We start from the raw sequence: 23,594 nt of genomic DNA, 5'->3' as shown, positions 1-23,594 counted from the left end.
GCGCGGGGAACTCCGTAGTTCGTTCAATTCCGTGAGATCATCTTACGGTTTATCCCCGCTGGCGCGGGGAACTCTGGAGCGCGGGAAATGGGATCCGGAGGAGTTGTGGTTTATCCCCGCTGGCGCGGGGAACTCACTCGCTCCGGTTTCGAGCGGGTGCTGCATAGCGGTTTATCCCCGCTGGCGCGGGGAACTCCAGTAGCGGGAGCGGGCTGGCTGACCTGACGCCGGTTTATCCCCGCTGGCGCGGGGAACTCATTACGTGGCACCACCGACGAGCCTGAATATACGGTTTATCCCCGCTGGCGCGGGGAACTCTTGACGCTAGCAGCGAGATATCGACCAGGCCGCGGTTTATCCCCGCTGGCGCGGGGAACTCCGTAAACTGGCATCATATAACCCTCAACCATCCGGTTTATCCCCGCTGGCGCGGGGAACTCCGATTCCTCGTAGCTGCCGCTGGACTGAAAACCGGTTTATCCCCGCTGGCGCGGGGAACTCATGAACTGTGGCACGAGGTTGCAGGCGTAAGGCGGTTTATCCCCGCTGGCGCGGGGAACTCCCGGTCCGCGTCGTGCGTATCGGGGATATAAACGGTTTATCCCCGCTGGCGCGGGGAACTCTGTGACAATAACTACCGACGACCGCGAATTCACGGTTTATCCCCGCTGGCGCGGGGAACTCGGCGATATGAGGCGATTAGAGGCATGTTTTTGCGGTTTATCCCCGCTGGCGCGGGGAACTCTCTAAACATAACCTATTATTAATTAATGATTTTTTAAGCCAGTCACAATCTACCAACTTTACAGGATCACACAAACAACACATCCATTATGTTAAAGAACACTTAATCCATTGATTAAAAAAGTAAATATTTTAGATAACTCTATACCCACTAAAATCTACCAAACTTTACCGCAATAATTTTCACTCCAACGAAAAATTAACGCCATAGAATTTGTAGAGAATGATAATGATTAGTCCAGGATGAGCAAAATGGAGGTTTTTCAGAGGCGACAAAGAATATAAATGAGTGGAAGTCTTTACAGGTTCCACCCATTTATAACGCTTATAAATGTTTAATCAGGCAATATTTAAATATTTATGTGTTTGCATCGATAAACGCCAGTTACGCGCAATACAGGTTTCAATGCACAAACGTGTGGCATCGTCCTTCTGGCTAATTGGCTGCAGTGCAATGACTCGTGGTTTATCATCGGTCAGCGTTGCCAGTAGTTCATCCAGTGCTTCAATATCACGTACGCGTCCCACTGGATGCTTGATTTCGTTGGCTCGTTCCAGTGCCTGTGACAACACTTCATAGCCGCCGCGCATGTTCAGCTTTGGCGATACGGTAACCCAGGTATTCGGCGTGCAGCGTACTTCATGAGTACCGCTGGTTTCGATCTGGCAGCTAAAACCGTTCTTTTCGAGCAGGTCAGTCAGTGGCAGCAAATCATGAATGCAAGGCTCACCACCCGTAATCACCACATGCCGCGCGGTGTATCCCTGACGACCAATGACAGCCAGCAAATCTTCACTGCTCGCCGCCCCCCACTTATCACTCTCTTTGGTCTTCGCCAGAATGCTGAAAAGGGAGACTTCCCGATCCTCAAGCTTTTCCCAGGTGTGTTTGGTGTCGCACCAGGCACAGCCGACCGGGCATCCCTGTAAACGAATAAAAATGGCGGGGACGCCGGTAAAGTAACCCTCACCTTGCAGGGTCTGGAACATCTCGTTAATCGGGTACTGCATAGCATTCTCTGTGAAGTGGATAATTGTTAATTATTGCAGATCCTGCCACAACAATCATGTCTTATTAACATTCTGTTACAGGCAGGTTTAAGGCAAAAAGTGGATTAGATCATAAAGAATAAAATGAAGTGGCGTATTATGTTTTAAGGAATTAATTAAAAGGGATTTAACCATGCTCAGAATATTCATCGTAATTATATTTATTTTCAATTTATCAGGCTGTGGATATAACGATATTCAAACCTATGATGAGCAGGTTAACGCTTCCTGGTCTGAGGTATTAAATCAATATCAACGTCGCGCCGATCTTATTCCTAATCTTGTCGCCAGTATTAAAGGTTATTCCAGCCATGAACAAGAGGTACTGGAAGCCGTAACATTGGCACGTAGTCAGGCTAATCGCGCCAGTAGCGCTCTTCAGCAAACTCCGGGAGATGAACAAAAATTACAAACCTGGCAACAAGCTCAGGCGCAGGTGTCTCGCACTCTCGGTCAGTTAACGATAATTAGTGAACGTTACCCTGAGTTAAAGGCCCAGGAACTCTATCAAAATTTGATGGTACAGCTCGAAGGAAGTGAAAATCGAATTGCCGTTGCGCGAGGAAGATATATTAAAGCCATCGAACAATATAATGTCACTATCCGCAAATTCCCCGCAGTGTTAACCGCAAAAGTCATGGATTACACACCGAAGAAAAATTATTTGCCGGATGATGTCGCCGCTGTGAGTAAAGCCCCAACAATAGATTTTAGCCAGAATGCTAATGCTCATTAAGCGAGGAAGTCCTGTGCGAAATTTTATCTTCCTTATGGCTTTCTTTTGTTCATCTGTGTTTGCCATACAAATTCCAGTGCCTGAATCACCCAGGTATGTGAATGACTTAACCGGCAAATTGACGAACGATGAAGTAAATACGTTGACCAATCAGATTAAAGAGCTGACGCAAAAAAGCCACGCACAACTGGTCGTGTTAGTGGTTGAAACAACGGGCGATGAAACCATCGAGCAGTACGCTACGCGGGTATTCGATAGCTGGAAACCAGGTGATAAAGACCGCGATGATGGCATTCTACTGTTAGTCGCCTGGCAGGATCAGGCCGTGCGTATTGAAATCGGTTACGGACTGGAAGGCGTTATTACGGATGCGCAGTCCGGGAAAATTATTCGCAACAGTATTATTCCGGCATTTAAAAATGGCGACCTGGCTGGCGGCTTGCAAAAGGGAATAAGCGATATTGATAATCGTCTGACGGGGAATAATTTAGCAACGATAACACCGACCGATCACCCTTTGCCCTTTAACGGTTGGTGGGCTTTGTTAGTCTGGGCAATAGTACTGACCTTTATTTCCGCCAGAGGATATTTCAAAACGCTGGGACTAATTTGCTTCACAGCTATTGTACTGGCCTTTGTTTTACCTATAGCAGGTTTCGGCGGAAGCTGGGGAGTACTCGCAACATTACTCTGCTTCGCCACACCGTTCCTGGCTGTCGCCATCGCTTTTACCCCCTTCGGCAAAAAGGTTCGGGATTCGATGCGCAGTGCCAACCGACCGTCACATTACGAAAGAAGTAACTCGGCCTCCAGGCGTTCTTCATCATCGTCGTCATCTTCCTCTTCATCCTCTTTTGACAATGATAATTTCAGCGGCGGCGGCGGTTCATCTGGCGGCGGTGGCGCCTCCGGGCGCTGGTAACAAAAGGAATTGAAATGCGTATTTTTCTCTTACTTCTGATGCTATGTGGTTTCCAGGCATTCGCTGAACAATTGCCTTCAGTAACTGACTTAACCGGGACATTAACGACAGAAGAACAAACTGCTTTAACTCAACAATTACAGACTCTCGAGCAGCAAAACCACTTTCAGGTTGCCGTGTTGGTAACGCCGACCACTGGGGGTAAAGACATTAAACTTGCAGCCTCGCAAAGCTACGGGTTATATCACTGGAAACCTGTTGGAGAGAAGCGGTACGGCGAAGGTATCTTAATTCTCGTCGTTTGGCCGGAAGGGCTGGCGTCAATGAAGATTGGGCATGGACTGGAAGAGATGCTGCCACCGGAACAAGCTGCGCAAATTGTTCATTACCATATGCAACCGGAATTCAAAAAAAATAATCTCTTCTCCGGGTTAACGCAGGGAATTGAAGGCATCGCACAGTTTACCTATATAAAAGCGAATCTTAGCCCTTTGGATGCTTTAGCCAATCATCTGTTTGCTAATCCGCAACGCTCTCTGCCATGTCTTGCCTGGACACTGCTGATGATCGTTGCCATCGTTGTCCTCTGGCGATTTACCACCCATCCAGGGCCTGGCATATGGATGATATCGATGATTACCCCTATGGTCTGGTTTTTCTGCTTTCAGAACGATGTCATCATTCGACGGGTATCGGTCGTTTGTTTTAGTTTATTTTTCGCAGCAATCTGCTGGCAGCGTCTCGCGGTAGTTTTTAATATATGCCGCGCATTTCCTATGATGCTGGCCCCCCAAAATAAAAACGCTAAAGTGAAAAAACAAAAGAAGGCTCCGCAGGTTCGTGAATCAGGACGAAATTCATTGTTTGTCGTGCTGCTGATAATTGTTGTGGGATGGTGCCTGGTATTCGCCAGTAATAAAGATATTGCGTTCATCTCAACAATTATTGGGCTAATTGATCATTTTATCGGCCCAATAACCATTGCTGGCATCGTTCTGCTGATCATTGTGGCCAAATTTACTGGCAATCTTAAACTGGGATCAGGGCATAAAAGCAACAAGAAAACGGGGAATCGTAATGCTCATTCTCGTTCTTCGTCGAAAAACTCTTTCCGCGGTGGCGGCGGTTCTTCTGGCGGTGGCGGTTCATCCGACCGTTGGTGATCGTTATGCGTATAATCCTTTTTCTACTCACTTTATGGTGCCTTCCTGTGCTTGCCCAGCAAATTGCTGTGCCGGAGCTGCGCCAACAGGTGACCGATATTACTGGTACCTTAAGCATGTCTGAACAACAATCACTGACACAACAGCTGCAGGATATTACACAAAAAACACGGGCACAGGTTGCCGTATTAATAGTGCCATCCACCGGAGACGATACCATTGAACAATATGCAACACGCGTTTTTGATAGCTGGAAACTGGGAGATAAGCAGCGAAACGATGGCATTTTACTTCTGGTTGCCTGGGAAGATCATGCTGTTCGTATAGAAGTCGGCTATGGGCTGGAAGGGGTGGTTACCGACCTGCAAGCGGCAAAGATTATCCGTGATATATTAATCCCTGCTTTCAAAAGTGATGACCTGATGGGGGGGTTAACACTGGCAAGCGAAAATATCGGCGCACTTCTGATGAATGGTGAATTACCGGAAGGCAGGGGGAATTATTACAGTATCAATCCCCCTATCCCATTTTCGCTTGCTGTAATTATATTGCTGGCAGTGCTTTCATATTTTATTGTTTTTACCGATCCGTCGAATTTACCCTGGATAACTCTCACTGCCGCAATTTACGGGATGGTATTCCTCTATGTTGCCGAGCCAGGACCATGGACGAATTTAATCGTTGCCTGCGGTATGTTAACGCCTTTTGCGATCGTACCACTGGTTATCTTTTGGCTTATCGTTAATAAAAAGCTACGGGCCAAATACAAGACGCTCGGTAAAGAAAGAGCTTCAAGAAAAGGTTCTTCTTCATCCTCTTCCGGTGGCGGCTCAAGTGGCGGCGGATTTAGCGGAGGTGGCGGTTCTTCTGGCGGTGGCGGTGCTTCTGGTCGCTGGTAACTCAACCATAAAAAATGCCAGCCCGAAGGCTGGCATTTTTAAATAAGATAAAGTCAGACTTATGCCTGGCCTTTGATCTCTTTACGACCGTTGTACGGTGCTTTTTCGCCCAGAGCTTCTTCGATACGAATCAGCTGGTTGTATTTAGCAACACGGTCAGAACGGCTCATAGAACCCGTTTTGATCTGGCCTGCAGCAGTACCAACAGCCAGGTCAGCGATGGTAGCATCTTCAGTTTCACCGGAACGGTGAGAGATTACTGCAGTGTAGCCAGCGTCTTTCGCCATCTTGATTGCAGCCAGAGTTTCGGTCAGAGAACCGATCTGGTTGAATTTGATCAGGATGGAGTTAGCGATGCCTTTTTCGATACCTTCTTTCAGGATCTTGGTGTTGGTTACGAACAGGTCGTCACCAACCAGCTGGATTTTGTCGCCCAGAACTTTGGTCTGGTATGCGAAACCGTCCCAGTCAGATTCGTCCAGACCGTCTTCGATAGAAACGATCGGGTACTGTTTGGTCAGTTCTTCCAGGAAGTGAGTGAATTCTTCAGAGGTGAACGCTTTGTTGCCTTCGCCAGCCAGAACGTATTTACCGTCTTTGTAGAATTCAGAAGCTGCGCAGTCCATCGCCAGAGTGATGTCTTTGCCCAGTTCATAACCAGCAGCTTTAACAGCTTCAGCGATAACAGCCAGAGCTTCAGCGTTGGAACCCAGGTTCGGCGCATAGCCACCTTCGTCACCAACAGCAGTGTTCATGCCTTTCGCTTTCAGAACTTTTGCCAGGTGATGGAAAACTTCAGAACCCATGCGGATGGCTTCTTTCACAGTTTTCGCGCCAACCGGCTGAATCATGAATTCCTGGATATCAACGTTGTTGTCAGCGTGCTCACCACCGTTGATGATGTTCATCATCGGAACCGGCATGGAGTATTTGCCCGGAGTACCGTTCAGTTCAGCGATGTGCTCGTACAGCGGCATGCCTTTAGCGGCAGCAGCAGCTTTGGCGTTAGCCAGAGATACAGCCAGGATTGCGTTCGCGCCGAATTTGGATTTGTTTTCGGTGCCGTCCAGGTCGATCATGATCTTGTCAATGCCAGCCTGATCTTTGGCATCTTTGCCAATCAGCGCCTGAGCGATCGGGCCGTTAACTGCAGCAACAGCTTTAGTTACGCCTTTGCCCAGGAAACGGGATTTGTCACCATCGCGCAGTTCCAGAGCTTCACGGGAACCAGTAGAAGCACCTGACGGAGCAGCTGCCATACCGACGAAACCACCCTCCAGATGTACTTCGGCTTCAACAGTCGGGTTACCACGGGAGTCGATGATTTCACGACCGATGATTTTTACGATTTTGGACATTAGGTTTTCCTCAAGTCACTAGTTAAACTGAAACTCCAGACAAACAACGCGTACCCTGGGTACGCGTTGCCGTTCTAACTTTTTTACTTACTTCGCCTGACGTTTCTGGAACTCACTGGCGGCTTTCACAAAGCCTGCAAACAGCGGGTGGCCATCACGTGGAGTAGAAGTAAACTCCGGATGGAACTGACAAGCCACGAACCACGGGTGATTCGGAACTTCGATGATCTCGACCAACTGATCATCCCCGGAACGGCCCGCAACGCGCAGACCTGCATCTTCAATCTGTTTCAACAGCATGTTGTTGACTTCGTAACGGTGACGATGACGCTCAACAATTGTCGGCGCATTGTACAGCTGGCGAACCAGGCTATCGTCAACCAACTGGCACTGCTGTGCGCCGAGACGCATGGTACCGCCGAGATCGCTCTTCTCGCTACGAACTTCAACGTTGCCGTTTTCATCGCGCCACTCGGTAATCAGCGCCACAACCGGGTACTTACAGTCTGGCACAAATTCCGTAGAGTTGGCGTTCTCCATGTTGGCAACATGGCGAGCGTAATCAATTAACGCCACCTGCATACCCAGGCAAATGCCCAGATAAGGAATATTGTTCTCACGCGCAAAACGCGCGGTCGTAATCATGCCTTCTACGCCACGATAGCCGAAACCGCCAGGTACGAGGATTGCGTCAAGACCTTTAAGGATTTCAACACCGCGCGTTTCAACATCTTGTGAATCGATCAGTTTGATGTTGACGCTGACACGATTCTTCAGCCCACCGTGTTTCAGTGCTTCGATCACGGATTTGTATGCATCCGGCAGTTCAATGTACTTACCGACCATACCGATGGTAACTTCACTTACCGGATTCGCTTCTTCGAAGATAACCTGTTCCCATTCGGACAGATTTGCTTCCGGGCAGTTTAAGCTGAATCGTTTACAAATATAATCGTCCAGCCCCTGAGATTTCAACAGGCCCGGAATTTTATAGATGGAATCGACGTCTTTCAGAGAAATAACCGCTTTTTCCGGAACATTACAGAACAATGCAATCTTCGCACGTTCGTTCGCCGGAACAGCGCGATCTGAACGACAAATCAGGATGTCAGGCTGGATACCGATGGAGAGCAGTTCTTTTACAGAGTGCTGAGTCGGTTTGGTTTTGACTTCACCAGACGCTGCCATGTACGGCACCAGCGTCAGGTGCATAAACAGGGTGTGCTCACGGCCAATTTCAACAGCCATCTGGCGAATCGCTTCAAGGAACGGCAGGGATTCGATATCACCTACAGTACCGCCGATTTCAACCAGTACCACGTCATGACCTTCGCCGCCTTCCAGCACGCGCTCTTTGATAGCGTTAGTGATGTGCGGAATAACCTGTACGGTTGCGCCGAGGTAGTCGCCGCGGCGTTCTTTGCGCAGAACGTCAGAGTAGATACGACCCGTGGTGAAGTTGTTGCGGCGGCTCATTTTGGTACGAATGAAACGCTCGTAGTGCCCCAGGTCCAGGTCGGTTTCAGCGCCGTCTTCAGTAACGAACACTTCCCCGTGTTGGATTGGGCTCATAGTACCTGGATCGACGTTGATGTACGGATCCAGTTTCATGATGGTCACATTGAGGCCACGGGCTTCAAGAATGGCTGCGAGGGAGGCTGCGGCAATGCCTTTACCCAGAGAGGATACGACCCCGCCGGTCACAAAAATATAGTTCGTTGTCATGCTGAACCTGAGAAGTTAGGTTGAAAAGACGATGGAATAACCAGGACGGGAAAGCAGTATACCCGAACATGACCTGTGCCACAAACTTTCATTATCCCTCCTCTTCGCCAGCGCACCATTGAAATCAGGAGTGAGAAAATAGCCCCTTTGGGGTAAATGTTTTTGACGCAAATCAAGCGCTTGTCATTTAAAAAATGACACAAATCGCGCTTGACCGCGTAATTCCCTTAGAGATCAATTTCCTGCCGTTTTACCTGTTGCCAGACTTCTTCCATTGTTTCGAGGTCAACACCTGTCATTTCCAGTCCACGCGCGGCAACAATACGCTCCACTTCGCGAAAACGACGCTCGAATTTTTCGTTCGCTTTTTGCAATGCGATTTCCGCTTTTGTCCCTAAATGGCGAGCCAGATTGACCGTGGCAAACAGCAGGTCACCCATTTCCTCCTCCAGTTTAGCCTGGTCGACAACAGCCTGCCGCGCCTCGTACATCACCTCGTCGATCTCTTCGTAGACCTTATCGACTACCGGGCCGAGTGTCGTCCAGTCAAAGCCAACGTTGGCGCAACGTTTCTGGATTTTTTGCGCACGCATTAAAGCCGGTAAACTACGAGGAATATCGTCCAGCGCCGAATGCTGCGCTTTCTGCGCGCGCTCTTCGGTTTTGATTTGCTCCCAACGGGCAAGCACTTCATTACTGTTTTCGGCAGAACTGCCTGCAAAAACATGTGGATGGCGACGTTCTAGCTTATCGCTAATCGCGGCGCAGATATCATTAAAATCAAAGCGCCCCTCTTCCTGAGCCATTTGCGCGTAAAACACCACCTGGAACAACAGATCGCCGAGTTCACCGCGCAGATCGTCAAAGTCTTCACGGGCGATGGCGTCCAGCACTTCGTAGGTTTCTTCAAGAGTGTAAGGTGCAATGGTGGCGAATGTCTGCTCTTTATCCCACGGGCAGCCATTTTCCGGGTCGCGAAGACGCTGCATAATAGTGAGCAAACGATCGATTTGATTCATTAGAATGTCCTGAAAATTGCGGGTCTGTCAGGTGTAATACCTTCGAGTAAAAGATACCGCTGGATACAGCTGATGCCATATCCAGCTATGCAGATTAATTCCCATGCAACCGACGTGCGTCGATAACATCCGGCACCTGGTTGAGTTTACCCAGCACGCGGCCCAGCACTTGCAGGTTGTAAATCTCAATAGTCATGTCGATGGTTGCCAGTTGCTGTTTGGTGTCGCTACGGCTGGCAACGCCAAGCACGTTCACCTTCTCGTTGGCGAGAATGGTCGTGATATCACGTAACAACCCACTACGATCATTAGCCAGAACACGAACCACCAGCGAATATCCGGCGGAGTAACTCTCGCCCCATACAGCGTCAACAATGCGTTCCGGCGCATGGGAGCGCAGTTCCGCCAGTTGTTCGCAATCGGCGCGGTGTACTGAAATACCGCGCCCCTGGGTAATGAAGCCGACAATCTCATCTCCAGGAATCGGCTGGCAGCAACGCGCGATGTGGTGCATCAGGTTGCCGACACCTTCTACCACCACACGACCGTTATCTTTACTGCGGTTTTGCGGCGTATAGCTTTTTTGCTGAAGTTGCTTCAGCGCGGCGGCATCCTGCTCTTCGGCACTCGGCTTATTAAATTGCGATTGCAGGAAGTTCACCATCTGATTGAGACGGATATCCCCGCCACCAATCGCTGCTAACAACTCGTCGACATCATTGAAGTTGTAACGCGGCAGCAGATGTTTTTCTGCTTCTTTCAGGCTGATCCCCAGATGTTCCAGCTCGTCGTCAAGGATTTGCCGCCCTGCCAGAATATTTTTGTCACGATCCTGTTTACGGAACCAGGCGTGAATTTTCGAACGCCCACGGCTGGTTGTGACGTAACCGAGGTTTGGGTTTAACCAGTCACGGCTGGGGTTCGGCTGTTTCTGGGTGATAATTTCAATCTGGTCGCCCATCTGCAACTGGTAGGTGAACGGCACAATGCGCCCGCCTATTTTTGCCCCGATGCAGCGGTGTCCGACATCACTGTGGATGTGGTAAGCGAAGTCCAGCGGCGTTGATCCCGCAGGCAAATCAACGACATCACCTTTCGGCGTAAAGACATACACCCGGTCGTCAAAGACCTGGCTGCGTACTTCGTCGAGCATTTCGCCGGAATCAGCCATCTCTTCCTGCCACGCAATCAGTTTACGCAGCCAGGCAATTCGGTCTTCATGTCCCGAACGTGCGCCGCCAGCTGCCGCGCCTTCTTTATATTTCCAGTGCGCAGCAACACCCAACTCTGCATCTTCATGCATCTGTTTGGTGCGGATTTGGATCTCAACGGTTTTGCCACCCGGCCCCAGAACCACGGTATGAATAGACTGATAACCGTTTGGTTTCGGGTTAGCAACGTAATCGTCAAACTCATCCGGCAGGTGGCGATAGTGAGTGTGCACTATCCCCAGTGCGGCATAACAATCCTGTAAACGCTCGGCGACAATACGTACCGCACGCACATCAAACAGCTCATCGAAGGCGAGGTTCTTTTTCTGCATTTTGCGCCAGATACTGTAGATGTGTTTCGGACGACCATACACTTCAGCTTTAACGCCTTCAGCTTTCATCTCAGCGCGCAGATGACCGACAAACTCTTCGATATAGTGTTCGCGGTCGAGACGGCGTTCATGCAGCAGTTTTGCGATGCGTTTGTATTCGGTCGGGTGGAGATAACGGAAGCAGTAATCTTCCAGCTCCCATTTCAGTTGCCCAATCCCAAGACGGTTCGCCAACGGCGCGTAGATATTGGTGCACTCTTTTGCCGCCAGTACGCGTTCATCTTCCGGCGCGTCTTTTACTTCGCGCAGATGAGCAATACGCTCTGCCAGTTTGATGACCACGCAGCGGAAATCATCGACCATCGCCAATAACATCCGGCGAACGTTATCGACCTGTTCGGAGGAAACAGAATCGGTATGCGTCGCTTTCAGCTGGCGGATCGCCGCCATATCACGCACGCCGTGAATAAGGTTAACGACCGACTTACCGACGCTCTCACGCAGCACATCTTCGCTAACTACGTTGGCATCCGCCAGAGGGAACAGCAGCGCCGCCCGCAGCGTGTCAATGTCCATACTTAATGTCGAGAGGATCTCCACCATCTCAACACCACGCCACAATAACAGACTGGCATCCGGATGCCCCTGCGTCTGCTGCAGACAATACGCCCAGGTTTCGGCTAAGCACTCACACGACTTCTGGCTGGTAATTCCCAGACTTGCGATCCATTTTTCCGGATCAAATTCACCAGCCTTATTTATATGTGCACTTCTTACCGCAACCATCGTCCTCTCCTTTAGGGACCAGACCTGCCGAAATCGGCAAATCGTAACTATTTAACGCGCGAGAAAAGTACCATCGATTCCAGATGTCCCGTGTGTGGGAACATATCCAGCATCGCCAGTCGCGCAATGGTATATCCTGCTTTTAATAACGCTTCGCTATCCCGAGCCAGCGTTGCAGGATTACAGGATACATAAACTATACGAATAGGTTCCAGTTTTATAATTTGCTGCATAACACCTGCGGCACCTGCTCGCGCCGGGTCCAGCAACACTTTATCGAAGCCGTTTTTCGCCCACGGCTGCTTTGTGACATCTTCTTCAAGATTTTCGTGATAAAACGTCACATTGTGTAAGCTATTAAGACGCGCATTCTGCTGGCCTTTTTCAACCAGCGCCGGAACGCCTTCTACACCCACCACACTGGCAGCTTGTGTCGCCAATGGCAGTGTAAAGTTGCCCATACCGCAGAACAGATCCAGTACGCGATCTTCAGGTTGTACATCCAGCCATTCCAACGCACGCGCTACCATTTTTTGGTTCACACCCGCATTGACCTGAATAAAATCGCGCGGGCTAAAAGTTAAGCGCAACCCGTTTGAGTCATACCAGGGCATCTCACCAGAGACGGTTTCGAGTATCTCACTATCGGGGGCGAGATACAGATCCAGGCCTTCAGAATGCGAAAAGCGTTCCAGTTTTTCGCGATCTGCCGAACTTAGCGGTGCGGTATGGCGCAAAATCATCAGCGTGCCGCTGGTTGCCTGTACCAGTTCAACATGACCAAGATGGCGCATAGCTTGTAAGCTGCCCAGGCATGCCCTGACTTTGGGCAGCAATGCTTCAAGTTGGGGCACTAAAATGGGGCATTGTTTAACGTCGACAATGTCACTGGAGCCCGCTTTGCGAAACCCCATCTGAAGTTGCTGTGTTTTCGGTAAGTAGTTCAAACTTAAACGTGCGCGACGGCGATAGCCCCAGGGAACATCGGCGATCACTTCAGAGACTTCGTGTTTCATTAATCGGGCGAGTGCCGCACTTTTGCTTCGCTGCTGTAAATCCTCGCTGGCGTGTTGTTGCTGACAGCCACCGCATACGCCAAAATGAGGGCAGCGTGGCGTTTCGCGTTCCGGGCTATCGCTTAACCGGCGCACGACTTTAGCGCGGGCGTACTGTTTTTTATCTTCAGTAACAGTAACTTCCGCGTTTTCCTGTGGCAATAATCCAGGAATAAATAACGCTTTGCCGTTATGTCGTGCCACGCCCTGACCAAAAGAGTCGAGGTCGTTGACTGAAACAGTTATGATCTGACGCGTCGTCGTGCGTCGTTTTGCAGAGTAGAATTGCGCCATTGGCGAGACTTTCTCAATTTAACAGTGTGACCTTAATTGTCCCATAACGGAACTCCATGACCAACTACAGCCTGCGCGCACGCATGATGATTCTGATCCTGGCACCGACCGTCCTGATTGGTTTATTGCTAAGTATCTTTTTCGTCGTGCATCGCTATAACGACTTGCAGCGTCAACTGGAAGATGCCGGTGCCAGCATTATTGAGCCGCTTGCAGTTTCTACTGAATATGGCATGAGCCTGCAAAATCGCGAATCTATCGGTCAGTTAATAAGCGTACTGCATCGTCGCCATTCCGATATTGTTCGCGCGATTTCGGTTTATGATGAAAATAACCGACTCTTTGTCACCTCCAATTTTCATCTTGATCCCTCATCAATGCAGCTCGGCAGCAACGTGCCGTTTCCTCGCCAGCTCACTGTCACACGTGACGGTGATATTATGATCTTACGCACACCAATTATTTCAGAGAGTTATTCCCCCGACGAATCGCCCAGTAGCGATGCCAAAAATAGTCAAAATATGTTGGGATATATTGCGCTTGAGCTGGATCTTAAATCGGTTCGCTTGCAGCAGTATAAAGAGATCTTTATTTCCAGCGTGATGATGCTGTTTTGTATCGGTATTGCGCTTATTTTTGGCTGGCGCTTAATGCGCGATGTAACCGGTCCGATTCGCAATATGGTGAATACCGTCGACCGCATCCGTCGCGGGCAACTCGACAGCCGTGTGGAAGGATTTATGCTCGGCGAGCTGGATATGCTGAAAAACGGTATCAACTCGATGGCAATGTCGCTGGCTGCTTATCACGAAGAGATGCAGCACAATATCGACCAGGCGACGTCCGATCTACGTGAAACGCTGGAGCAGATGGAAATTCAGAACGTTGAGTTGGATCTGGCGAAAAAACGTGCCCAGGAAGCGGCGCGGATTAAGTCTGAGTTTCTGGCAAATATGTCCCACGAGCTGCGAACTCCGCTCAATGGCGTTATTGGCTTTACCCGCCTGACGCTGAAAACAGAATTAACACCAACGCAGCGCGATCACCTGAATACGATTGAACGTTCGGCAAATAATTTGCTGGCAATTATTAATGATGTTCTCGACTTCTCGAAACTGGAAGCAGGTAAGCTGATTCTGGAAAGTATTCCATTCCCACTACGCAGCACGCTGGATGAAGTCGTTACCCTGCTGGCACATTCTTCTCACGATAAAGGGCTGGAACTGACGCTCAATATTAAGAGCGACGTGCCCGATAACGTAATTGGCGACCCACTGCGATTACAGCAAATCATCACTAACCTGGTGGGGAATGCAATTAAATTCACCGAGAATGGCAACATTGATATTCTGGTAGAAAAACGTGCGCTGAGTAATACCAAAGTGCAGATTGAAGTGCAGATTCGGGATACCGGCATTGGTATTCCTGAACGCGATCAATCGCGCTTATTCCAGGCCTTCCGACAGGCTGATGCCAGTATATCCCGCCGTCATGGTGGCACCGGGCTGGGGCTGGTGATCACACAGAAACTGGTTAATGAAATGGGCGGCGATATTTCGTTCCATAGCCAGCCGAATCGCGGTTCAACTTTCTGGTTCCACATTAATCTCGATCTGAATCCGAACATTATTATCGAAGGGCCATCCACCCAGTGCCTCGCCGGCAAGCGCCTGGCCTATGTCGAACCAAACTCCGCAGCAGCGCAATGCACGCTGGATATTTTAAGTGAAACGCCTCTGGAAGTGGTTTATAGCCCAACGTTCTCCGCGCTGCCTCCCGCGCATTACGACATGATGTTATTAGGCATTGCGGTGACCTTCCGCGAGCCGCTAACAATGCAACATGAGCGATTAGCGAAAGCGGTATCGATGACCGATTTTCTGATGCTGGCACTTCCTTGCCATGCACAGGTCAACGCTGAAAAACTCAAGCAAGATGGTATCGGCGCGTGTCTGCTGAAACCATTAACACCTACGCGCCTGTTCCCTGCCCTGACGGAATTTTGTCATCACAAACAAAACACGCTTTTGCCTGTTACCGATGAAAGTAAGCTGGCAATGACAGTCATGGCGGTTGATGACAACCCCGCTAACCTGAAACTTATCGGCGCGTTACTGGAAGATATGGTGCAACATGTGGAACTTTGCGATAGCGGGCATCAGGCGGTTGAACGGGCGAAACAGATGCCGTTCGATTTGATCTTAATGGATATTCAAATGCCGGACATGGACGGTATTCGGGCCTGCGAACTCATCCACCAGCTCCCCCATCAGCAACAAACGCCGGTTATCGCGGTAACGGCGCATGCAATGGCCGGGCAAAAAGAGAAGCTGCTTGGCGCAGGGATGAGCGATTATCTGGCGAAACCGATTGAAGAAGAACGATTGCATAATTTGCTGTTGCGCTACAAGCCTGGCAGCGGTATTTCCTCTCGCGTCGTGACCCCCGAAGTCAATGAAATTGTGGTGAACCCGAATGCGACCCTCGACTGGCAACTGGCACTACGCCAGGCAGCAGGAAAAACCGATTTAGCGCGCGATATGCTGCAAATGTTACTCGATTTCCTGCCTGAAGTTCGCAACAAAGTTGAGGAACAACTGGTTGGAGAAAACCCGGAAGGCCTGGTTGATTTGATTCATAAACTGCATGGCAGTTGCGGCTATAGCGGTGTGCCGCGTATGAAGAATCTCTGCCAACTGATCGAACAACAGCTACGTAGCGGTACTAAAGAAGAAGATTTGGAGCCGGAGCTGCTGGAACTGTTGGACGAGATGGATAATGTAGCGCGCGAAGCCAGCAAAATTCTCGGGTAATGGACGTCTTGTCGAGTAGCAATCGGCTTTTTATAACGCTGGTTTTAGACTGGTGACAAGGTGCCTGTGTTTATGCCGGATGCGGCGTTAACGCCTTATCCGGCATAAACACCAATTAAATTCAATGAATTAAAAAAATAATGTAGGCCTGATACGTAGCGCAACAGGCAATTTTGCGTTTGGCATTAGACTCAACCCGGCTCCAGACAGAGCCGGTTTTGGTTTTCTGTCTTAACGCACCATGCACGGACGCTTGTTATCGAACGTCCAGCCAGGAATCAGATACTGCATTCCCATTGCATCGTCACGCGCGCCAAGCCCGTGTTTCTGATACAGCTCGTGGGCTTTCATCACCTGATCCATATCGATTTCTACGCCCAATCCTGGTTTTTGCGGCACCTGTACCAGCCCGCCTTTGATCTCAAACGGTTCTTTGGTCAGACGCTGATTGCCTTCCTGCCAGATCCAGTGCGTATCAATAGCAGTAATTTTACCCGGTGCAGCAGCGGCTACATGGGTAAACATCGCAAGGGAAATATCGAAGTGGTTGTTAGAGTGTGAACCCCAGGTCAGGCCAAATTCATGGCACATTTGCGCCACACGTACCGAACCTTGCATCGTCCAGAAATGCGGATCCGCCAGCGGGATATCAACGGATTGTAACGAGAGCGTATGGCCCATCTGCCGCCAGTCAGTGGCGATCATATTGGTTGCGGTCGGCAGGCCAGTCGCGCGACGGAACTCTGCCATCACTTCACGCCCGGAGAAACCTTGCTCCGCACCACACGGATCTTCTGCATAAGCCAGCGAACCTTTCAGGTATTTACCGATTTTAATCGCTTCGTTCAGCGACCAGGCACCGTTAGGATCGAGGGTAATACGCGCCTGCGGGAAGCGTTGCGCCAGTGCCACAATAGATTCGGCTTCTTCTTCTCCGGCCAGTACACCGCCCTTCAGTTTGAAATCGTTGAAGCCATATTTTTCATATGCCGCTTCCGCCAGGCGCACCACCGCATCCGGCGTCATCGCTTCTTCGTGACGCAGGCGATACCAGTCGCATGAGTCATCCGGCTGGCTTTGATACGGCAGCGGTGTGGCTTTGCGATTACCGACGAAGAACAGATAACCGAGCATTTCGACTTCGCTACGCTGTTGACCATCGCCCAGCAGCGATGCCACGTTAACCCCCAGATGCTGCCCCAGCAGATCCAGCATTGCCGCTTCTATCCCAGTAACCACATGAATAGTGGTCCGCAAATCAAATGTCTGCAAACCGCGCCCGCCGGCATCACGATCGGCAAATGTATTACGCACCAGCGTCAGAACGTTTTTGTATTCACCCAGCGTTTTACCCACCACCAGCGGAATTGCATCTTCCAGCGTTTTACGGATTTTCTCGCCGCCGGGAATTTCCCCTACGCCAGTGTGACCAGAATTATCTTTGATAATCACAATATTACGCGTGAAGAACGGTGCGTGTGCACCACTCAGATTCATCAGCATACTGTCATGGCCCGCCACCGGGATGACCTGCATTTCAGTAACAACAGGCGTCGTAAATTGAAAACTCATATCTATGTCCTTTTTCAAAATCAATGACGGCCGAAAACGGGACGTTTACGGTCAAAAGTCCAGCCGGGGATCAGGTACTGCATCGGGCCTGCGTCGTTACGCGCACCGCCAGGCAGACGTTTATAGGCCTCATGTGCCTTTTGTACCTGTTCCCAGTCCAGTTCCACGCCCAGACCGGGCGCATCAGGAACGGCAATTTTTCCGTTTTTAATCTCCAGCGGATTTTTGGTCAGGCGACAATCTCCCTCCTGCCAAATCCAGTGGGTATCGATAGCGGTAGGATTACCCGGTGCCGCCGCACCCACATGGGTAAACATCGCCAGAGAGATATCAAAGTGGTTATTGGAATGGCAGCCCCAGGTCAGCCCCCAGTCGTCGCAAAGCTGCGCCACGCGGACTGCACCGGAAAGCGTCCAGAAGTGCGGATCGGCAAGTGGAATATCTACCGCATTGAGCATCACCGCATGGCCCATTTCGCGCCAGTTGGTGGCGATCATATTAGTCGCGACGGGCAAGCCGGTCGCCCGCCGAAACTCAGCCATCACTTCACGTCCGGAGAAACCCTGCTCAGCGCCGCACGGGTCTTCCGCATAGGTGAGAACATCATTCAGCCCTTTGCACAGAGAAATGGCTTCATCAAGCAGCCATGCACCGTTGGGATCAACGGTAATCCGCGCATCCGGGAAGCGTTTCTTCAATGCACGAACAGTGTCGATTTCTTGCTCGCCAGGTAACACTCCGCCCTTAAGTTTGAAATCTTTAAAGCCGTAGCGATCCTGTGAGGCTTCCGCCAGACGCACAACGGCTTCGCTGTTCATCGCTTTCTGATGCCGCAATTGATACCACTCATGGTTGCCCGGCGTATTTTCCAGATAAGGAAGATCGGTTTTGGTCCGATCACCGATATAAAACAGATAACCGAGGACAGTAATAGCATCGCGTTGCTTGCCTGGCCCTAACAGTTCGCAGACCGGAACATTCAGCGCCTTACCTAGCAGGTCAAGCAAGGCGGCTTCCAGCGCCGCCACGGCATTAACGCGCAATTCAAAAGTCCAGGCACCTTTGCCGAAGGTATCAAAATCGGCTGCCTGATTACCTTTATGCACCTGCTGAACCACTTTATTCAGTCGTGCGATCTCCTGGCCCAGCACCATCGGAATAGCATCGACCAGTGTCTGATAAATCACCTCTCCGCCGGGCGCTTCACCAATACCGGTATGCCCGGCGTTATCGGTGAGTACCACAATATTGCGGGTGAAATATGCGTTATGTGCACCACCAATATTAAGCAACATGCTGTCATGCCCGGCCACCGGAATGACTTTCATATCAGTAATAACAGGACTGGATTGTGTCGCCATCTTATTGCCCCGCAACAGGTTTCAACTCGATACGCTTGATATCGCCCACCAGCACCAGGTAGCTCAGTACCGCGATTAAGGCATGAACACCAACATAAATCAGCGCCCCATTAAACGAGCCAGTCGTGCCAACGATATAACCAATTGCGATTGGCGTGACGATGCCAGAAATGTTACCGAACATGTTGAACAGGCCACCGGAAAGACCGCTGATCTCTTTTGGGGCGGTATCTGCCATTACTGCCCAACCCAGCGCCCCGATGCCCTTACCGAAGAAGGCCAGCGCCATAAAGCCGATGATCATCCACTCAACGTTGACGTAGTTGCAGAACACCATCACCATCGACAGCAACATGCCCATTACGATCGGTGTTTTACGCGCAATGTTCAGCGATCCCGTGCGGCGCATCAGCCAGTCAGAAATAATCCCACCCAGCACACCGCCGATAAAACCGCAAACCGCCGGAACGGAAGCCACAAAGCCCGCTTTCAGAATCGACATCCCGCGTGCCTGCACCAGATAAACCGGGAACCAGGTAATAAAGAAGTAAGTCAGGGCGTTGATACAGTACTGACCGATATAAACGCCGATCATCATCCGTGACCCGAGCAGCTGTTTGATCTGCCCCCACTTCACGCTGAACGGTACTTTAACTTTGGTGTTTTGCTGATCCATATTGATCAGCGCACCACCCGCGGCGATGTACTCCAGCTCTTTCTGATTTACGCCCGGATGTTGATTTGGCTCATGGATGACTTTCAACCAGATAAAGCTGATGACAATGCCCAGACCGCCCATGAAGAAGAAGACATGTGACCAACCCACTTCATGAGTCAGCCAGCCCATAATCGGCGCGAAGATCACCGTTGCGAAGTATTGGGCGGAGTTAAAAATAGACACCGCCGTTCCCCTTTCCTGCGCCGGAAACCAGGCCGCTACAATGCGACTGTTACCGGGGAAAGATGGCGCTTCAGCAAGCCCGACTAGGAAGCGCAGCGTAAACAGGGCAACGATAATGCCGAATCCACTAAAAATATCGACGAAGCCTTGCAGCAAGGTAAACATCGACCAGATAAAGATCGACCAGAAGTAGACGCGTTTTGAACCAAAACGGTCCAGCAACCAGCCACCAGGGATCTGCCCGATAACATAAGCCCATGAGAAAGCTGAGAACACATAACCCATTCCCACTGGATCAAGGCCGATATCTTTGGCCATTTCCGAACCGGCGATAGAGAGCGTAGCGCGGTCGCCGTAGTTGAAGGATGTGACGATAAACAACATCACCACTATCCAGTAACGAGCATTCGTGCGTTTTTCCACACTGCTCGCAGCCTGACTTAAAGAACTCATTGTTGCACTCCTGAAAATTCGCGTTAGCCACGCTCACTCTGGACTGCGACATCGCCAGGAAATCAGAGGTGACGTAGGGTGTTTTTTGCCGTTTTTATAGGTCGTTCGCCGAATACGGCGCGTGTTTATATCTGGCAATAACAGTATAAAAAGCGCGCCATAGCGGCTCACCGTGCAACAACACAACATTAATGCGTTCAATGAGGCCCGATTTTGGCATTAGCCCTGGACGGTGGAATCCACTTCACGGAAATGAAAACAAGAACAAGAAAGGAAGGGTTAAAACGAAGAAATAAAGAAGAGTATGAAATGGATCGCTTGACTCCAGGCAAACGCCAGTAAAAATCCGCGCTATGAAGCAGTTTTTACTGGCATTTGCCTGAAAAGATTCGATTCAGCACCGCTAAAACGGCATTTACCGCTCGCTGAACGTATCAGGACAACAGCGTGCCCCACTGTTCGACCCACGGATTTGATTCCGTTTCCGGTTCCGGGTTATCACTGGCGTCAATCAGCAGCATTTCCCCTATCCGCTGCGCACTCTGTTCCTGCAACAAGGCATCGAACTGTTTGCCGCCGTTGCAGAAATTCACATAGCTACTGTCGCCGAGCGCAATTACGCCATAACGCAGATTAGGCTGGAAGCCCAGGCTATCTTTGATTCCCTGAAAAAGTGGCACAATGCTATCAGGAAGGTCGCCCTGCCCGGTCGTGGACGTAACCACCAGAACGAACTTATCCTGATAGGGCAGCCAGTCACTTAATTCAGGATCTTCAAATACCGTTGCTTTGTGGCCCTGCGCGGTCAGAATTGCTTCCGCTTCTTCCGCCACTAACAGTGAATTTCCGTACATGGTGCCCACAAAAATACCAATTTCCGCCATACCGTTTTCTCCCTGGATTAGGAACTTATCTCTCCATCCTGACCCGATGGCGCGCTGAACTCAACCCTTTCATTTTCAGGAAGCAGACCACGCCAGCCAAATTGTGATAACGCCTGCATCCAGGTGTCGTCCAGGCCCGCGTGAATAGTCAGCGGCTCGCCAGTAAATGGATGTGTCAATGACAACTGACTGGCATGCAGCATTAACCGCTGAAGGCCAAAATGTTCAGCACCGCTACGATTCTGACGTAAATCACCATGTTTGCTGTCGCCAATAATCGGATGGCGCAAGTGGGCAAGATGGCGACGGAGCTGATGCTTGCGTCCTGTTTTCGGCTCCAGTTCCACCAGACCGTAGCGCGTAGTCGGGTAACGTCCGGTCGCTACCGGCATTTCTACGGTCGCCAGACCGCGATAATGTGTCACCGCTGGCTGTGGACCTTTATCTTCGCGGGCGAATTTATCAGCGATTTTGTCCAGTTCTTCCACCAGCGGATAATCCAGCACAGCCTCTTCCATCAGCCAGCCGCGCACAATCGCATGGTAACGTTTCTGGATTTGGTGCTGTTCAAACTGTTGTGCCAGCAGCCGTCCGGCCTCGCTGGATAGTCCCATCAGCAATACGCCGGACGTCGGTCGATCCAGCCGATGCGCGGTAAATACATGCTGACCAATCTGGTCACGCACGGTTTGCATAACCACCACTTTCTCGTCGCGATCCAGCCAGCTGCGGTGAACCAGCCAGCCGGAGGGTTTATTTACCGCAACCAGCCATTCATCCTGGTAGATTATTTCCAGCATCAGCTCGCATCATCCGCAAAAAGAGCATCCAGTTTTTCCAGCTCAGCCAGAATAAGCGCGCGTTGCGGATGGTCCGTCGCCAGCGCCATTTCATAATAGGGTGCAACAGCAAAAGCGCCCGGTAATGGCTGGTTATTATCTAACAAATCGTGCATTCGCGGGATCAGCACCCACTGCAACCACTCCAGTGGTTCCATGGTGTCCATAAAGAACGGTTGGGTACTGTTAAATTGATGCGGCTGGGGTTCATCGTTTCGCCAGTGCTGATGTTCACGCAGTAACGCTTCAAGCGCCTGCAACTGGAGACGAACGCGGTCATGAGTGGTCATAAAGCAACCTCAATAAGAAAAACTGCCGCGAAGGATAGCAGGAATAAAAAAAGGGAGCACTGTATTCACAGTGCTCCCGGTTCGTTTCGCAGCATTCCAGCTACTTTTGTTGCTCCCTGCTCATCCTTGACAACTTTTCCTCTGGCCTTGCGGCCAATCGTTCATCCTGAACTATTGCTTCCTGCTCACACCACCCCGATGTGATACTTCATCCTGAAGTGTCCCTGGCCTTCCTGACCCACCGAATCATCCTGACCGGTTCTCATTCTCCATCCTGGAGGTGTCCTTTAACGCGTCCTGCGTCATCCTCTTCGCTTCATCCAGAAGCCTTTCCCTGAAACACCCTCCTGGTGTGTCCTTCAGAAGTGTCATCATCCTGATGTTCACTTCGTTGTCTGACTCCCTGTCGACGAAGATAGAATCGTCTTTTTCGCGAAGTCTTACAAGGCGCTTACAGACAATGCCTTAAGGAAAATTTCATATGAAAGTTAAGAATTAACAAGCAATATATTGATTTTAAATGAAAATAACGATTCTTATCTTTTTAAGTATTCGCTTATTTCCTGGCGATCTCCTACAGAGTCTGTAAGAGATCTCTCACAACAAGATGGGGTATTTGGATTACAGAAGAGGCTTAAGTTGATTAAGGAATTCCGCAAGATTTGAGGCTAAATGCGTCCGTTTGCGTGTTCCCAGCGTCTCTTTGCACACTTCACCGGAGAGATTACACACCGAGATGACCTCTAACTCTTCTTCCAGCGTCGCGATAAATAGCGTGGGCGGCAGTTTTAGCCTTTTCTGAGTCACCAGATGACCAATCAGATTTTCCTGCACCCGACGGAAGTCGTCTTCACTCCAGGTTTGCAGCAATGTCAGTTTGATATCGCCAAACTGCGCGTGCATATCCCCGGCAAACTGGGTCGTGTAAAAAGTATGAACCGTGGGTTGTATCACAATATCAAAAGCACGTTCAACCGCGTTTACATTTTGTTCACCGGTAAACGGCTGGGGTTGCCAGTATACAGCGTCTTCGGTGGTTGAAATAATGCACGGTGAAGGAACGCCGTACAGTTCCTCACTTAACGGCCAGCTTTTATGCTCTTCATGCCACGCATCGCAGTAGCGTGCAGTAAAATCTTTCAAGGCTTGTGCGGTCAAATCGTCCACTAATTTCTCTCTTCACTTAA

At 50.3% G+C, this 23,594-nt stretch carries 17 protein-coding genes, 1 pseudogene and 1 CRISPR repeat array (1 of these 19 only partly in view); of the genes and pseudogenes, 5 read left to right on the top strand and 13 right to left on the bottom strand.

Annotated features, from left to right (window positions below; translation table 11 throughout):
• Nucleotides 1–745: direct repeats of the CRISPR family, unit length 29 nt; unit sequence CGGTTTATCCCCGCTGGCGCGGGGAACTC; it reaches 77 nt to the left of the window's first position.
• A gap of 338 nt (nt 746–1,083) precedes the next feature.
• A complete protein-coding gene (gene queE, locus BEB42_RS06805) occupies nt 1,084–1,755 on the bottom strand; it encodes a 7-carboxy-7-deazaguanine synthase QueE (protein ID WP_001199973.1) in 672 nt (223 codons plus the stop codon).
• Between the two features lie 172 nt (nt 1,756–1,927).
• On the opposite strand from queE, the gene BEB42_RS06800 reads away from it, so the two are divergent.
• The 4 genes and pseudogenes from BEB42_RS06800 (at nt 1,928) to BEB42_RS06785 (ending at nt 5,514) form a co-directional block, all read left to right on the top strand.
• The gene (locus BEB42_RS06800) at nt 1,928–2,530 is read left to right on the top strand and encodes a LemA family protein (RefSeq protein WP_000944222.1); all 603 of its coding nucleotides are present in this window, start codon (nt 1,928–1,930) and stop codon (nt 2,528–2,530) included.
• Nucleotides 2,531–2,543: 13 nt separating this feature from the next.
• Nucleotides 2,544–3,215: pseudogene (locus BEB42_RS06795) on the top strand (TPM domain-containing protein); the annotation flags it as partial.
• Between the two features lie 251 nt (nt 3,216–3,466).
• A complete protein-coding gene (locus BEB42_RS06790; RefSeq protein WP_001217973.1) occupies nt 3,467–4,615 on the top strand; it encodes a TPM domain-containing protein in 1,149 nt (382 codons plus the stop codon).
• Entirely contained in the window at nt 4,612–5,514 is a 903-nt protein-coding gene (locus BEB42_RS06785; RefSeq protein WP_123058299.1) for a TPM domain-containing protein, read from the top strand. Before BEB42_RS06790 ends, BEB42_RS06785 begins: the two co-directional genes overlap by 4 nt.
• Nucleotides 5,515–5,573: 59 nt before the next feature.
• Here BEB42_RS06785 and eno read toward each other — a convergent pair whose 3' ends face one another.
• The 5 genes from eno to rlmD all read right to left on the bottom strand — a co-directional run bounded on the left by eno (nt 5,574) and on the right by rlmD (nt 13,294).
• On the bottom strand, nt 5,574–6,872 hold the full coding sequence (eno, locus tag BEB42_RS06780; RefSeq protein ID WP_000036723.1) for a phosphopyruvate hydratase: 1,299 nt from the start codon (nt 6,870–6,872) through the stop codon (nt 5,574–5,576).
• A gap of 87 nt (nt 6,873–6,959) precedes the next feature.
• A complete protein-coding gene (gene pyrG / locus BEB42_RS06775; RefSeq protein WP_000210878.1) occupies nt 6,960–8,597 on the bottom strand; it encodes a glutamine hydrolyzing CTP synthase in 1,638 nt (545 codons plus the stop codon).
• A 227-nt stretch (nt 8,598–8,824) separates the two neighbouring features.
• Complete coding sequence (mazG, locus tag BEB42_RS06770) at nt 8,825–9,616, bottom strand: nucleoside triphosphate pyrophosphohydrolase (protein ID WP_001071669.1); 792 nt, start codon at nt 9,614–9,616, stop codon at nt 8,825–8,827.
• A 94-nt stretch (nt 9,617–9,710) separates the two neighbouring features.
• Nucleotides 9,711–11,945: a GTP diphosphokinase gene (gene relA / locus BEB42_RS06765; RefSeq protein ID WP_000226809.1), complete on the bottom strand. Its 2,235-nt coding sequence runs from the start codon at nt 11,943–11,945 to the stop codon at nt 9,711–9,713.
• A 47-nt stretch (nt 11,946–11,992) separates the two neighbouring features.
• On the bottom strand, nt 11,993–13,294 hold the full coding sequence (gene rlmD, locus BEB42_RS06760; RefSeq protein ID WP_000046781.1) for a 23S rRNA (uracil(1939)-C(5))-methyltransferase RlmD: 1,302 nt from the start codon (nt 13,292–13,294) through the stop codon (nt 11,993–11,995).
• A gap of 56 nt (nt 13,295–13,350) precedes the next feature.
• Here rlmD and barA point away from each other — a divergent pair, with 56 nt between their 5' ends.
• Nucleotides 13,351–16,107: a two-component sensor histidine kinase BarA gene (gene barA, locus BEB42_RS06755; protein WP_000186438.1), complete on the top strand. Its 2,757-nt coding sequence runs from the start codon at nt 13,351–13,353 to the stop codon at nt 16,105–16,107.
• A gap of 231 nt (nt 16,108–16,338) precedes the next feature.
• On the opposite strand, the gene gudD is transcribed toward barA, so the two are convergent.
• The 7 genes from gudD to syd form a co-directional block, all read right to left on the bottom strand.
• Entirely contained in the window at nt 16,339–17,679 is a 1,341-nt protein-coding gene (gene gudD / locus BEB42_RS06750) for a glucarate dehydratase (RefSeq protein ID WP_000009766.1), read from the bottom strand.
• Nucleotides 17,680–17,699: 20 nt separating this feature from the next.
• Entirely contained in the window at nt 17,700–19,040 is a 1,341-nt protein-coding gene (locus BEB42_RS06745) for an enolase C-terminal domain-like protein (protein ID WP_000235392.1), read from the bottom strand.
• Between the two features lies 1 nt (nt 19,041).
• Complete coding sequence (gudP, locus tag BEB42_RS06740) at nt 19,042–20,394, bottom strand: galactarate/glucarate/glycerate transporter GudP (RefSeq protein WP_000097082.1); 1,353 nt, start codon at nt 20,392–20,394, stop codon at nt 19,042–19,044.
• Between the two features lie 434 nt (nt 20,395–20,828).
• Nucleotides 20,829–21,278, bottom strand: coding sequence for a flavodoxin (locus BEB42_RS06735; protein WP_000807744.1), 450 nt, complete (start codon nt 21,276–21,278; stop codon nt 20,829–20,831).
• 17 nt (nt 21,279–21,295) lie between these two features.
• Nucleotides 21,296–22,078: a tRNA pseudouridine(65) synthase TruC gene (gene truC / locus BEB42_RS06730; RefSeq protein ID WP_000889771.1), complete on the bottom strand. Its 783-nt coding sequence runs from the start codon at nt 22,076–22,078 to the stop codon at nt 21,296–21,298.
• Nucleotides 22,078–22,407 (bottom strand): YqcC family protein, encoded by a 330-nt coding sequence (locus tag BEB42_RS06725; RefSeq protein ID WP_000206991.1) that lies wholly within the window; start codon nt 22,405–22,407, stop codon nt 22,078–22,080. The genes truC and BEB42_RS06725 overlap by 1 nt, the downstream gene beginning before the upstream one ends.
• 621 nt (nt 22,408–23,028) lie before the next feature.
• On the bottom strand, nt 23,029–23,574 hold the full coding sequence (gene syd, locus BEB42_RS06720) for a SecY-interacting protein (RefSeq protein ID WP_000342437.1): 546 nt from the start codon (nt 23,572–23,574) through the stop codon (nt 23,029–23,031).
• Nucleotides 23,575–23,594 lie beyond the last annotated feature (20 nt).

It is taken from the genome of Escherichia sp. MOD1-EC5990, assembly GCF_002965285.1.
In the GTDB taxonomy this organism is placed as follows: domain Bacteria; phylum Pseudomonadota; class Gammaproteobacteria; order Enterobacterales; family Enterobacteriaceae; genus Escherichia; species Escherichia coli_F.
This window is presented reverse-complemented; position numbering and strand designations above follow the sequence as displayed.